The sequence below is a fragment of the Pseudomonas sp. TE3644 genome, from assembly GCF_056278815.1.
In genome coordinates, this window is the sequence record NZ_JBWBQF010000001.1 from 691,094 (window position 1) to 704,640 (window position 13,547).

10 protein-coding genes are annotated in these 13,547 nt (G+C 61.5%); 5 read left to right on the top strand and 5 right to left on the bottom strand.

Translation table 11 applies throughout. The features are described 5' to 3' along the window. Positions 1-102: 102 nt before the first annotated feature. Positions 103-1,752, top strand: coding sequence for a Na+/H+ antiporter (locus tag ACZ9GA_RS03070; protein ID WP_457357169.1), 1,650 nt, complete (start codon positions 103-105; stop codon positions 1,750-1,752). 111 nt (positions 1,753-1,863) lie between these two features. Here ACZ9GA_RS03070 and ACZ9GA_RS03075 read toward each other — a convergent pair whose 3' ends face one another. From ACZ9GA_RS03075 to map, 5 genes are all read right to left on the bottom strand, one after another. Further along, on the bottom strand, positions 1,864-2,580 hold the full coding sequence (locus tag ACZ9GA_RS03075; RefSeq protein ID WP_457357167.1) for a M12 family metallopeptidase: 717 nt from the start codon (positions 2,578-2,580) through the stop codon (positions 1,864-1,866). Between the two features lie 72 nt (positions 2,581-2,652). Then, complete coding sequence (locus ACZ9GA_RS03080) at positions 2,653-4,674, bottom strand: acyltransferase family protein (protein WP_457357165.1); 2,022 nt, start codon at positions 4,672-4,674, stop codon at positions 2,653-2,655. A 310-nt stretch (positions 4,675-4,984) separates the two neighbouring features. Beyond that, positions 4,985-6,181 (bottom strand): succinyldiaminopimelate transaminase, encoded by a 1,197-nt coding sequence (gene dapC / locus ACZ9GA_RS03085; RefSeq protein ID WP_457357163.1) that lies wholly within the window; start codon positions 6,179-6,181, stop codon positions 4,985-4,987. A 10-nt stretch (positions 6,182-6,191) separates the two neighbouring features. Further along, positions 6,192-8,894, bottom strand: coding sequence for a [protein-PII] uridylyltransferase (locus ACZ9GA_RS03090; RefSeq protein ID WP_457357161.1), 2,703 nt, complete (start codon positions 8,892-8,894; stop codon positions 6,192-6,194). Positions 8,895-9,135: 241 nt separating this feature from the next. Then, on the bottom strand, positions 9,136-9,918 hold the full coding sequence (gene map, locus ACZ9GA_RS03095) for a type I methionyl aminopeptidase (RefSeq protein ID WP_027978826.1): 783 nt from the start codon (positions 9,916-9,918) through the stop codon (positions 9,136-9,138). 343 nt (positions 9,919-10,261) lie between these two features. Between map and rpsB the strand changes: the two genes are divergently transcribed. The 4 genes from rpsB (at position 10,262) to frr (ending at position 13,538) form a co-directional block, all read left to right on the top strand. Continuing rightward, positions 10,262-11,002, top strand: coding sequence for a 30S ribosomal protein S2 (gene rpsB / locus ACZ9GA_RS03100; protein WP_008366367.1), 741 nt, complete (start codon positions 10,262-10,264; stop codon positions 11,000-11,002). 181 nt (positions 11,003-11,183) lie between these two features. Further along, on the top strand, positions 11,184-12,053 hold the full coding sequence (gene tsf, locus ACZ9GA_RS03105; protein ID WP_455924313.1) for a translation elongation factor Ts: 870 nt from the start codon (positions 11,184-11,186) through the stop codon (positions 12,051-12,053). A 187-nt stretch (positions 12,054-12,240) separates the two neighbouring features. After that, positions 12,241-12,984, top strand: a complete 744-nt coding sequence (gene pyrH, locus ACZ9GA_RS03110) for a UMP kinase (RefSeq protein WP_008366369.1) — start codon at positions 12,241-12,243, stop codon at positions 12,982-12,984. Beyond that, positions 12,981-13,538, top strand: coding sequence for a ribosome recycling factor (gene frr / locus ACZ9GA_RS03115; RefSeq protein WP_416422843.1), 558 nt, complete (start codon positions 12,981-12,983; stop codon positions 13,536-13,538). Before pyrH ends, frr begins: the two co-directional genes overlap by 4 nt. Positions 13,539-13,547 lie beyond the last annotated feature (9 nt).

Genomic DNA, 13,547 nt, shown 5'->3' on the forward strand with positions numbered 1-13,547 from the left:
CACAAGCCTGGATCAGCGTTGGTCGTTAAGATGTATCGCTTGATGTCGGGCGTGGTCCATATCGCCGGGCACTGGTGAGAACGAAAAGGGGAAAACCATCCTATGCAAACCGCCTACACCGTCCTGATCCTGCTGATGCTGGTCAGCATCTCGAGGCTGGTGGCCAGGGTGATACCCATTCCATTGCCGCTGGTGCAGATCGCCGCGGGCGCCATCCTGGCGTGGCCGACCCTGGGCCTGCATGTGGCGCTGGACCCGGAATTGTTTCTGTTTCTGTTCCTGCCACCGCTGCTGTTCGCCGACGGTTGGCGCATGCCCAAGCGTGACCTGTGGCGCTATCGCGGCTCGATCCTGATGCTGGCAGTGGGGCTGGTGCTGTTCACGGTGGTGGGCGCCGGGTATTTCATCCATTGGCTGATCCCCGCCATCCCCCTGCCGGTGGCCTTTGCCCTGGCGGGCGTGTTGTCGCCTACCGATGCCGTGGCGGTGTCGGCCATTGCCCAGGACAAGCTGCCCACGCCGCTGATGCGCATCCTGCAAGGCGAGGCGCTGATGAACGATGCCTCGGGCCTGGTGACCTTCAAGTTCGCACTGGCCGCTGCGGTGACTGGCTACTTCTCCCTGGCCGAGGCCAGCCTGACGTTCGTGCTGGTGGCGCTGGGCGGCCTGGCGATTGGCGTGGTGATGAGCTGGCTGGTGGGACGGCTGCGCGTGTGGATGATCGACCGTGGCTGGGATGATCCCGCCACCCACGTGGTGTTCATGTTGCTGCTGCCGTTCGCCGCCTACGTGGTGGCGGAGCGTGTAGGGGCTTCGGGCATTCTGTCGGCGGTGGCGGCAGGCATGATGCAAAGCTGGCTGGACCTGCTGCCGCGCCAGACCAGCACGCGACTGCTCAACCGCAGCGTGTGGTCGTTGCTGGAATTTGCCTTCAATGGCCTGATCTTCCTGCTGCTGGGCCTGCAACTGCCGGACATCATCAAGGCGGTCAGCAGTCACGAGGCGTCGCTGTGGCCCACCCTGGCCTATCGGATGTTCGATGTGGCGTGCATTTTTGCCGTGCTGGTGGTGTTGCGGTTTGTCTGGGTGCAAAGCACCTGGCGCTTTATCGGCATGCTGCGGCGCTGGCGGGGCAAGGAAACCATCGTGCTGATGCCCACGGCGCGGTCGTGCTGGTTGTTGACGGTGGGTGGCGTGCGCGGTGCAGTGACATTGGCCGGCGTGATGTCGGTACCACTGCTGCTGGGGGCGGGGCAGGATTTTCCCGAGCGCGATCTGCTGATCTTCATCGCCGCAGGGGTGATTCTGCTGTCGCTGGTGGCGGCGTGCGTTGCCTTGCCGCTGTTGTTGCGAGGGGTAGAGAAGAGTTCTGATGAGGCCATGCGCAAGGAGGTGCGCGAGGTGTGGCGGCGTACCGCCGAGGCGGCCATCCGGGCGCTGGAAACCGAGGAGGTCACCGACCCGGCCGCGCCTGCGCCCGATGCGGCCCAGGCCGCCCTGGCCACTGAGCTCAAGGCGCAGATCATGGCCGAGTATCGCCACCAGCTGGAGGTGTACAACGACTCCGCCGAAGCCCAGGCCCTGGCGCAGCAGATGGACCAGCTGGAGCGGCGCCTGCGTATCCGCGGCTTGCGGGCGCAGCGCCTGGAGCTTTATGACCTGCGTCGTCACCACCATATCGGTGATGACGTATTGCGCGAGATTCTCAGTGAACTGGACCTCAACGAGGCCAATCTGGGCGTGAAGCGCTGAATTGCTGAAATCTGTGGCCGCTGCCGCCAGGCTGCGCTGGCCTGATGCCTTACTTGAGATCTCCAGCGTAAACAAGGGCCAGCGCAGCCTGGCGGCAGCGGCTACAAGGTATTACGCCGGCGGATACGCCTTGCGCATGAACGCCTTGTCCTTGCTGCTGATCTTAAGGTTTTGCGGGATCGACCAGTCACCCAGCGTCAATTCCTGCCGCACCGGGTAGTGCATGATCGAGTTGCGGTCGTAGCGGCTGGCCAGCATCAGGCTGCGATCCACTTTGTTAAGGATTTGCTGATCCACCTCCGCAGCAGATACACCTTCCTTGGCAAAGTGGGCATACACCTTGGGTACATCCCACGGAATATCGGCGTCAGGGTGCTGGTGTTCGTGGTGCATGCCCAGGGCATGCCCAAACTCATGTACCACCTTGGCTTCAAAATGCGGGTCGTCCAGCTTGAGGCCCAGCACCATGGTGGCGTCGCTGGGGCCTACTGTCAGCGCATCGGTGCCGATCAGCGAGTAGGTCTGGTCGTAGTCGGTGAAGATCTTGATTTCACCCCGCTTGCCGGGGACAAAATCGAACGTGAGGTTGACCCACGGCAACCACAGGCTCGCAGCGGCCTTGACGGCATCGCGGTAAGCCTGTGAAGGCTCGTTGACGAAGGCGATCCTGAGGGTGCGTCCTGGCTTCCAGAGTTTCTTGACTTCGCCCACCGAGCGCTTGCGGCGGCCGCTACCCAAGGGGGCATTGTCGGGGTTTTCTTCGATGGCTTTGGTGGACGATAGGTGTGGGTCAGGGCAATGGATGGCTTTGCAGAAGTGGCTGTGCATGCTGATGTCTCCGAAAAGGGAGTCACAGCGTCGCCTTGCTGGTTGCTGCAAGGGTGTTACATAGATGATGCCCTAGTGTTCCAGTACTTGATCGATCACGCTCACCGCCAGCGCAGCCCCGCGGGCATTCAAATGATTGTTATCCATGTACCAAGGCTGATCGTCGCCGATCAGGCACTCAGTCTGCCGGCAGAACAGGTTGTCCAGTGACAGCAGTGTCGCCTTGCCCGGCCCGCTGTCGAGTTCCATCAGGTGGCGGCTGAACTGCTGCAACTGCTCATGCTTGCCACGCGGTACAGAGAATTCGCCTACCCGGGCCAAGGTGTTTTTCTCGTCCAGGTGCCCGCCGCGGGCCAGCCGGTAATACAGGTTTTTTGCATCGACCTGTTGCTGCGGCACCTGCTCGACGATGACCAGTTGTGTGCCCAGGGCGGCATACGCCTGCACGGTACGCGCCAGCCCCTGTTCGAACACCTGGCGCGACGCCTCCTTGCCCAGTTGCCGCTGGCTGTCGGAGACCAGGAAGTAATCCGACTTTTGCGCCTTGTCGTACTCGCCGTCGGTATACAGCGTCCAGCGCGACACCAGGATCACCTGGCGAATGCCGTTGGCCTTCACGTAGTCGTACTCGCGCTGCGCCAGGGCCGGGCACACGCCGGGCTCATAGTTGCCGCGCGCCACATCGACCCCCAGTAGCGGCGGGCAGCCGGCCAGGCCGATGTGTACCACGGTCTTGTCCAGAGCCTTGGCGCTGGCGTCGAACGCGGGCAGCAGTACTTCGGCATGGCTGTCGCCGAACACAGCGACATCGGGCGTCACGTCGGCGCGGGCGGCGCCGAAGCGGCAAAAGTCGATGCTCCAGCCATCCCCTTTGTAGTTTTTGTCGCAGGGCACGCGAATCTGCGTGTAGGCAAAGGCTTCAAGCGCTGCCGGGCCCACGTCGAAGCGGTTGGCGAAGCCGTTGTTGAAGTAACCCGTCAGGCCCAGGGCCATGAACAGCACAGAGCCGAAGGCGCCAGCGGTAAATACCTGCTTGCGGCTGATGGCACTTTTGCGGCGAAAGTACTGTTCTACGAAGCGCCAGCTCAACCAGGCCAGCACCAGCGACAGCGCCGACAGCCCCAGCATGGCCAACGGGCTGGGCTCCATCAGGTTGCCGTCGCGGGCAAAGGCAAAGATCGGTTGGTGCCACAGGTAGGCGCTGTAGCTGATCAGGCCGATGAGTACGAACGGTCGGGTACTCAGCAGCCGCCCCACCCAGGTGTGGTGATTGGCGAACAGGATGATCAGCGCGGCGCCCGCGGTGGGTACCAGCGCATGCAAGCCGGGGAAGGGCGTGGTGCTGTCGAAGGCGAGAATGGCATAGGCGATCAGGGCCACGCCCATCAGCGTGGCCATTTGATGAGTCGGCCCGTCGCCTTGATTCGCAGTGGGGCGCCAGGCGAAATAGAAAGCGATGAATGAGCCCGTCAGCAACTCCCAGGCGCGACCGCTGAGCAAGTAGAACACCGCCGAGGATTGGCGCGTGGCACCGTGTTCGGCCAGCGCCAGGCTGGCAATGGCAAGGGCGGCGAGCAGGACCAGCAAGCGCGTGCGGCCCAGCCGCCAGCAAGCCATCAGCAGCAGCGGAAACACCAGGTAGTACTGTTCCTCCACCGCGAGCGTCCAGGTATGCAACAGCGGTTTGAGCTCGGAGGTCACGTCGAAGTAACCGCTCTCACGCCAGAACAGAATGTTCGATGAAAAGGTCGGCACCGCCACCAGGCTCTTGGCGAAGAATTTGAATTCCAGCGGGTTGAGCCATAGCCAGGCCAAGGGCAGGCAGGTGAACAGGACCACGAACAGCGACGGCAGGATGCGCCGCGCCCGGCGTTCGTAGAAGGTGATGACCGAGAACCGGCCCGCCTGCAGTTCGGCAATGATGATTGAAGTGATCAGGTAGCCGGAGATCACGAAAAACACGTCAACGCCAACGAATCCGCCGGAAAATACCGAGAAGCCAGCGTGAAACAGAATCACCGGGAGTACGGCGAGCGTGCGCAGGCCGTCGATTTCCGGGCGATAGCCTAGCGCCGGGTTATGGTGGGTGGTCATGGCCGGATGCTCGACGAGGGGATGGATTCGAGGCGCAGAAAACCGTTGGCGAAGAAAGCCGGGGGACGGCTACCGCCACGCGTGAGCGCTGAAAGGGTAGAAGTAATGCGCGCGCAAAGCCTGCGCGTTCCCCATATTTAGCCCAGGGGGTGGGCGTTGTCCAGAGCCGGCATGACCACCGGTCCGTAGGAGCCGGCCTTGGCCGCGATGGCGTCATCCCTGCTGCATCGCGGTGGCTGTATCGCGACCAAGGTCGGCTCCTACGCTGTCCGTGGTAGGGGCCTACCTGGGTCGCGGTGTGGGGCGCTTGTTAGCGTTGTGTGATGAAGTCGCGAATGCGTTCGGCGGCTTCAACACACTCGGCCAGCGGTGCGACCAGGGCCATGCGCACTCGGCCGGCGCCCGGGTTCACGCCGTCGACGTCGCGGGACAGGTAAGAACCTGGCACCACGGTCACATGCTGCTGCTCGAACAGCTGCTGGCAGAACTGCGCGTCGTCCATCGGCACTTTCGGCCACAGGTAGAAGCTGCCGTCCGGGCGCTGTACATCCATCACAGGTGCCAGGATCGCCAATACGGCGTCGAACTTCTCGCGGTACAGGGTACGGTTGGCTTGCACGTGCTCTTCGTCATTCCAGGCGGCGATGCTGGCCAGCTGGGTTTGCACGGGCATGGCGCAGCCATGGTAGGTGCGGTACAGCAGGAAGGCCTTGAGAATCTCGGCGTCACCGGCCACAAAGCCCGAACGCAGGCCGGGCAGGTTGGAGCGCTTGGACAGGCTGTGGAATACCACGCAGCGCTTGAAGTCCTCACGGCCCAGTTCCACGCAGGCGCTCAGCAGGCCCGGTGGCGGGGTTTGCTCGTCGAAGTACAGCTCGCTGTAGCACTCGTCGGCGGCAATCACGAAATCGTGCTTGTCGGCCAGGGCGATCAGTTTCTTCAGGGTGTCCATCGGCACCAGCGCGCCGGTGGGGTTGCCCGGCGAGCACAGGAACAGGATCTGGCAGCGGTCCCAGGTCTCGGCCGATACGGCGTCGAAGTCCGGGTTGAAGCCGTTGCTGTCCAGGCACGGCAGGTAGTGCGGCTTGGCCCCGGCCAGCAGCGCTGCGCCTTCGTAGATCTGGTAGAACGGGTTGGGGCTGATCACCAGGCCGTCGTCGCTGCGTTCAACCACGGTCTGGGTAAAGGCGAACAGCGCCTCGCGGGTACCGTTGACCGGCAGCACGTGGCGCGCCGGGTCGATCCAGCCGGCCGGCACGCCGAAGCGGCGCTCGCACCAGTGGCCGATGGCCTCGCGCAGCGCCGGGATGCCCAAGGTGGTGGGGTATACAGCCATCTGGTCGAGGTTGTCGCTCAGGGCTTGTGCCACGAACGCCGGCGAGCGGTGCTTGGGCTCGCCGATCGACAAGGCGATGGCGCGCTTGTCGGGGTTGGGCGTGACGGCGCCCAGCAGCTTGCGCAATTTCTCGAACGGGTAGGGCTGAAGCTGGTTCAAAGCGTTGTTCACGAATGTTCCTCTAAATGCTCAGGCGCGACAGCTCGACGCCCTGCGGCTGGCTGACACTCAGTTGGTCGACGATGGCATCCTGCAGGCGGCTGCACAGCTGCGGATCGGAAAGCGGTTGGTTGTCGGCGTCGGTGATGAAGAACACGTCTTCCACGCGTTCGCCCAGGGTGGCGATCTTGGCGTTCTGCAGCGACAGGTCGAATTCCAGGAAAATCTTTCCAATGCGCGCCAGCAGGCCGGGACGGTCCGGGGCGCTGAGCTCCAGGATGGTCACCGGGCGCTGCGCATCGTTATGGATGGTGACCTGCGGCGCAAAGGCAAAATGCTTGAGCTGGCGCGGCACCCGGCGTTGGATGATGTTGGGGTAGTCATCGGGGTTGCGCAGGGCCTCGGCCAGGCCGTCACGGATTTCCTTCACGCGCACGGGATTGTCGCCGATCGAGCCGCCATCGGTGTCCAGGACAATGTAGGTGTCGAGGGTGAACTGGCTGCTGGAGGTGATGATGCGTGCGTCATGGATGTTGAGGTTGAGCTGGTCCATGGCCGCCACGGTCACCGCGAAGAAGTCGTGCTGGTCGGGCGCATAGATGAAGATCTGCGTGCCGCCCTCGAATTCGCGTTGGGTGGTTTCCTTGATCAGCACCAGCGGCCCGCCGTCCAGTGGCTGCTGCAGGATGTTGTCGCTGTGCCAGGCCACGTCGCCTGCGGTGTGGCGCAGGAAGTAATCGTCGCCCAGTTGCGACCACAGTTGCTCCACATCATCAGGGTCGGTGCCGGCGCGCACCAGAATGTCCAGGGCGGCGCTCTGGGTCTGGCGGATCTGCTCTTCGCGGTCCAGCGGGTTCTCCAGGCCACGGCGCAGGGCGCGCTTGGTCTCGGTGAACAGCTGGCGCAGCAGGCTGGCGCGCCAGCTGTTCCACAGACTGGGGTTGGTGGCGTTGATGTCGGCCACGGTCAGCACATAGAGGTAGTCCAGGTGCGTCTGGTCGCCCACCAGTTGCGCGAAGTCGTGGATCACCTGCGGGTCGGACAGGTCCTTGCGCTGGGCGGTGGTGGACATCACCAGGTGGTTCTGCACCAGCCACACGATCAGGCGGCTGTCCCACACTGGCAGTTGGTGGCGCTGGCAGAAGGCCTCGGCGTCGATGGCGCCCAGGTCCGAATGGTCGCCGTTACGGCCCTTGCCGATGTCGTGGTACAGGCCGGCCAGGTAGATCAGCTCAGGTTTGGGCAGCTGGCCCATGAGCTTGCTGGCCAGCGGGAATTTCTCCGATACCGGCGTGTATTGCAGTTTGCGCAGGTGCTTGATCAGGTTCAGCGTGTGCGCATCCACGGTGTAGATGTGGAACAGGTCATGCTGCATCTGCCCCACGATATGGCCAAACTCGGGCAGGTAGCGCCCCAGGATGCCATAGCGGTTCATGCGTCGCAGGTTGCGGTGGATGCCAATCTCGCACTTGAACAGTTCGATGAACAGGCTGGTGTTGCGGATATCGTTGCGGAAATCGTCGTCGATCAGGTGGCGATGTTCGCGCAGCAGGCGAATGGTGTCGGCCCGCACGCCCTTGATCTCGGGGTTCTGCGCCATCAGCACGAAGATTTCCAGCATGGCGAACGGCGTGCGCTTGAACACGTTGGCGTGCACCGCCTCGATGTAGCCGTCGTGCAGCTGGAAGCGCGAATTGATCGGCGCCGTGACGCTGCCCACGTCGTCGGCCAGGATCACCTCTTCAAAGTGCTGGATGATGAGGTCGCTGAGTTCGGCGATGCTCATCACCACGCGGTAGTACTTCTGCATGAAGCGTTCGATGGCCAGCTTCGCGTCGCTGTCCTTGAAGCCCAGCAGCCCGGCGATGCTGCGCTGGTGGTCGAACAGCAGGCGGTCTTCGGCGCGCCCGGCCAGCATGTGCAGGGCGTAGCGCACCTTCCACAGGAATTCCTGGGAGCTGGCCAGCAGGTTGTTCTCGCTTTCCAGCAGGAAGCCTTCGCCGGCCAGGGCGTGCAGGTTCAGGGTGCCGTACTGGCGGCGGGCAACCCAGAGGATGGTCTGGATGTCGCGCAGCCCGCCCGGGGAGCCCTTCACGTTGGGCTCCAGGTTGTATTCGGTGTCGTTGTACTTGTGGTGCCGCGCCTTCTGCTCGGCGCGCTTGGCCAGGAAGAATTCCTTGCTGGGCCACATGTGCGCGGTGCCGGTGACTTCCAGCATGCGCTTGCGCAGGCGCTCGGGGCCGGCCACGGTGCGGCTTTCCATCAGGTTGGTGATGATGGTCAGGTCGGCGCGGGCCTGTTCGGCGCACTCTTCGATGGAGCGCACGCTCTGGCCCACTTCCAGGCCGATGTCCCACAGCAGGGTGAGAAAACGCTCAATGGAGTCGCGGAAAATCTCGTGGTCCGAGCTTTCCAGCAGGATCAGCAGGTCGATGTCGGAGTAGGGGTGTAGCTCACCGCGGCCATAGCCACCCACGGCCACCAGGGCGATGTCGGCTTCCTCGCTCCAGTCGAATTGGTTCCAGGCCTGTTGCAGGATGTTATCGACAAACCAGGCACGGTCTTCGATCAGGCGGCGAATATCGCGGCCGGCGCGAAAACGCCCGTCGAGCACCTCGCGGGCCTGGCGAATGGCTTTCTTGAACGCGGCGATGGGGCTCGCCTTGAGGGCCAGTTCCGCCTGGAACTGACCGCGATCGAACAACTCCGGATCCACCTGGGGCATCGAATGGGCCTTCCTGAACTGTATTGGGGTTGGCTTGATTGGGTGGTGGGGCCTTCCCGGGCAGAGCCCGGTCCTACACCGTCCGCGGCAGTGGTGTCAGTGATGCAAAGCGCAGCCTTTTGGCGCACCGCAGGTCGATGTGTGCTTCCCAAGGCGGACCGCTTTGCCTAACTGACACCACTGCCGCGAACGGTGTAGGACCGGGCTCTGCCCGGGAAGGCCCCACCACCCCTATCAAGCCCTACGCAGAAACCCGCGGAATCGTGTCATCGGCCCGCAACGTGAAGATCTCATAACCGGTGGCGGTCACCACCAAGGTATGTTCCCACTGCGCCGACAGCTTGCGGTCCTTGGTGATGGCGGTCCAGCCGTCGCCCAGCACCTTGGTGTCGGCCTTGCCCTGGTTGATCATGGGCTCGATGGTGAAGGTCATGCCTTCCTTGAGCTCCATGCCGGTGCCGGCGCGGCCGTAGTGCAGAATCTGCGGCTCTTCGTGGAACACCTTGCCAATGCCGTGGCCGCAGAACTCGCGTACCACCGAGAAGCCATTCTTTTCAGCGTGCTTCTGGATCACTTCGCCGATGTCGCCCAGGCGGCAGCCAGGTTTCACTAGTTCGATGGCCTTGTACATGCACTCCTGGGTGACCTGTGACAGGCGCTCGGCCCACACCGGCACGGTGCCCACGTGGAACATGCGGCTGGTGTCGCCGTGGTAGCCGTCCTTGATCACGGTGACGTCGATGTTCAGCGTGTCGCCGTCCTTCAGTACCTTGTCACCGGGGATGCCGTGGCATACCACGTGGTTGATCGAGGTGCAGATCGACTTGGGGAAGCCCTTGTAGTTCAGCGGGGCAGGGATGGCCTTCTGCTCATTGACGATGAAGTCATGGCACAGGCGGTCCAGCTCTTCCGTGGTCACGCCAGGCTTGACGTGGGGTTCGATCATTTCCAGCACTTGCGCGGCCAGGCGGCCGGCCACGCGCATGTGCTCGATGTCCTCGGGGGTCTTGATGGTAACGGTCATACGGTCTCTCTAGGCGCGCGAACGCGCAGGCAAACACGGGATGAAACGATTCTACCAGACGTACGGCAGCCGGAACTGTCGCCAGGCATCGCTTCTCTATATAGAGTCATGGGGCCATTGTTGCGCGAAACAAGCTCGCACGCAAAAGTCGTTGATCGACAACGTGAATTCGGGTTTCGCTGGCAAAGGTTCTGTGGTATAAAATGCGCCGCTTTCCGGGGATAGCCCCGAAAGCACAAACCCACACACGTGCCGGCACGATGACCTGGGTGCCTTCAGCTTAATGCTGCTGGTTGGTCATTGGGGTACGTGGAGGCCTAACCCGACTTATCAAGGAACTATCATGTCCCAAGTCAACATGCGCGATATGCTGAAGGCCGGTGTGCACTTCGGTCACCAAACCCGTTACTGGAATCCGAAAATGGGTAAGTACATTTTCGGCGCGCGTAACAAGATTCACATCATCAACCTTGAAAAAACCCTGCCAATGTTCAACGAAGCTCTGACTTTCGTTGAACGCCTGGCCCAGGGCAAAAACAAGATCCTGTTCGTCGGCACCAAGCGTTCGGCTGGCAAGATCGTTGCTGAAGAAGCAGCACGTTGCGGTTCGCCGTACGTCGACCACCGCTGGTTGGGCGGCATGCTGACCAACTTCAAAACCATCCGTGCTTCGATCAAGCGTCTGCGCGACCTGGAAACCCAGGCCGAAGATGGCACCTTTGCCAAGCTGACCAAGAAAGAAGCCCTGATGCGCTCCCGTGATCTGGAAAAACTGGATCGCTCGCTGGGTGGTATCAAGGACATGGGCGGTCTGCCTGACGCACTGTTCGTTATCGACGTTGATCACGAGCGCATCGCGATCACCGAAGCCAACAAGCTGGGTATCCCGGTTATCGGCGTAGTCGATACCAACTCCAGCCCAGAAGGCGTTGACTACATCATCCCAGGTAACGATGACGCCATCCGCGCCATCCAGCTGTACATGGGTTCGATGGCTGACGCCGTTATCCGTGGCCGCAACCACGTTGCTGGCGGTACCGAAGAGTACGTCCAGGACGCACCTGCTGCAGCGGTAGAAGGCTGAGTCTAGACGCCCAGCGTTTACTCGGTACGCAAAAAGGGGGCTAGGCCCCCTTTTTGCCACCTCGAGAACCTGTCTGCGTAGTCATTGCATTTTTTTAACGCAGTAGCTGGCAGTGTTCAAGAATTGAGCGCCCGTGCCAATCGGGTGGAATGGTTGAAAACCTATCCAAGAGGATTTTGAAATGGCAGAAATTACTGCAGCGTTGGTCAAAGAACTGCGCGAGCGTACCGGCGAAGGCATGATGGACTGCAAAAAGGCCTTGACCAAGGCTGGCGGCGACATCGAAAAAGCGATCGACGACATGCGTGCTTCGGGCGCCATCAAGGCCGCCAAGAAAGCTGGCAACGTTGCCGCTGAAGGCGCTATCGCCGTTAAAGTTGACGCTGACAACAAGTCGGCCGTCATCCTGGAAGTCAACTCGCAGACCGACTTCCTGGCCCTGCAGGACGACTTCAAGAACTTCGTGGCTGCCAGCGTTGAAAAAGCCCTGGCCGACAAACTGACCGACGCAGCCCCGCTGATCGCCGCTCAGGAAGGCGCTCGCGAAGCCCTGGTTGCCAAAGTTGGCGAAAACGTCAACATCCGTCGTCTGGTACGTGTTGAAGGCGACGTTGTCGACGCCTACCTGCACGGTAACAAGATCGGCGTAGTGGTTGCCCTGAAAGGCGGCAACGCCGAGCTGGCCAAAGACATCGCCATGCACGTGGCCGCCAGCAACCCAGAGTTCCTGCTGCCATCGCAAGTCTCCGCCGAAGCCATCGAACGCGAAAAAGCCGTGTTCCTGCAGCTGAACGAAGAGAAGATGAAAGGCAAGCCTGAGAACATCGTCGCCAACATGATCGACGGTCGCATCAAGAAGTTCCTGGCTGAAGCTTCCCTGGTCGAACAACCGTTCGTCAAGAACCCGGAAGTCAAAGTCGGCGAACTGGCCAAGAAAGCTGGCGCTGAAATCGTTTCGTTCACCTACTTCAAAGTCGGTGAAGGCATCGAGAAGCCAGTCGACAACTTCGCTGAAGAAGTTGCCGCCCAGCTGGCTGCTGCCAAGCAGTAAGACGGTTTAACCACTGTCGCCACAAAGAGGCTGCCCGCTCACGCGCGCAGCCTCTTTGTCAAAGTGAAAGACGGAATCGTGGCTTACAAGGCCGCTTCCGATGGCACTGCAGCAGTGCCAAGCTAGAGTTAGCGCAGGCTGCAAACAGCCCGCTCAGAATTTTTTAACGCCGCAGGAGAGATTCGCAATGGCTCAGCAGGTTAGTGGTCGTCAACCTCGCTATAAACGCATTTTGCTCAAACTTAGCGGCGAGGCCCTGATGGGCTCGGAAGACTTCGGCATCGACCCGAAGGTGCTGGATCGCATGGCCCTGGAAGTTGGCCAGCTGGTAGGTATCGGTGTGCAGGTAGGCCTGGTCATCGGCGGCGGCAACCTGTTCCGTGGTGCTGCGCTGAGCGAGGCGGGCATGGACCGTGTCACCGGCGACCACATGGGCATGCTGGCCACCGTGATGAACGCCTTGGCCATGCGCGACGCGCTGGAGCGTTCCAACATTCCGGCCATCGTCATGTCGGCGATCACCATGGTTGGCGTGACCGACCATTACGACCGTCGCAAGGCTGACCGCCTGCTGAAGTCCGGCGATGTGGTGATTTTCGCCGCCGGTACCGGCAACCCGTTCTTCACCACCGACTCCGCTGCCTGCCTGCGTGCCATCGAAATCGGTGCAGACGTGGTGCTCAAGGCAACCAAGGTCGATGGTGTGTACACTGCCGATCCATTCAAGGATCCGCATGCTGAGAAATTTGATCGCCTGACGTACGATGAAGTGCTGGATCGCAAGCTGGGTGTGATGGACTTGACCGCCATCTGCCTGTGCCGTGACCACAACATGCCGTTGCGGGTGTTTAACATGAACAAGCCAGGCGCTCTGCTGAACATCGTAGTGGGCGGCGCTGAAGGAACTCTGATCGAGGAAGGCGAAGAATGATCAACGAAATCAAGAAAGACGCTCAAGAGCGCATGCAGAAGTCCCTGGAATCGCTGGCTCACGCGTTCAGCCGCATCCGTACCGGTCAGGCTCACCCAAGCATCCTGGGTGGCGTGATGGTGCCTTACTACGGTGCTGACACCCCGCTGAACCAGGTTGCCAACGTGACCGTGAAAGACTCGCGCACCCTGCAAGTGGTAGCGTTCGAGCGCAACATGCTGGCTGCCGTCGACAAGGCCATTCAGAGCTCCGGCCTGGGCTTCAACCCGACCAACCTGGGTGAGCTGCTGCTGATCACCATGCCCGCCCTGACCGAAGAAACCCGCAAGGGCTTCACCAAGCAGGCGCGTGAAGCGGCTGAAGACGGTCGCGTTGCCGTGCGCAACATCCGTCGTGATGCGCTGGGTCAACTGAAAGACCTGGTCAAGGAAAAGGAAATCAGCGAAGACGAAGAGCGTCGTGCTGCTGATGACGTCCAGAAGCTGACCGACAAGTTCGTCGCTGAAATCGAAGTGGCTGTGAAGCAGAAAGAAGCCGATCTGATGGCTGTATAAGAAGGAACC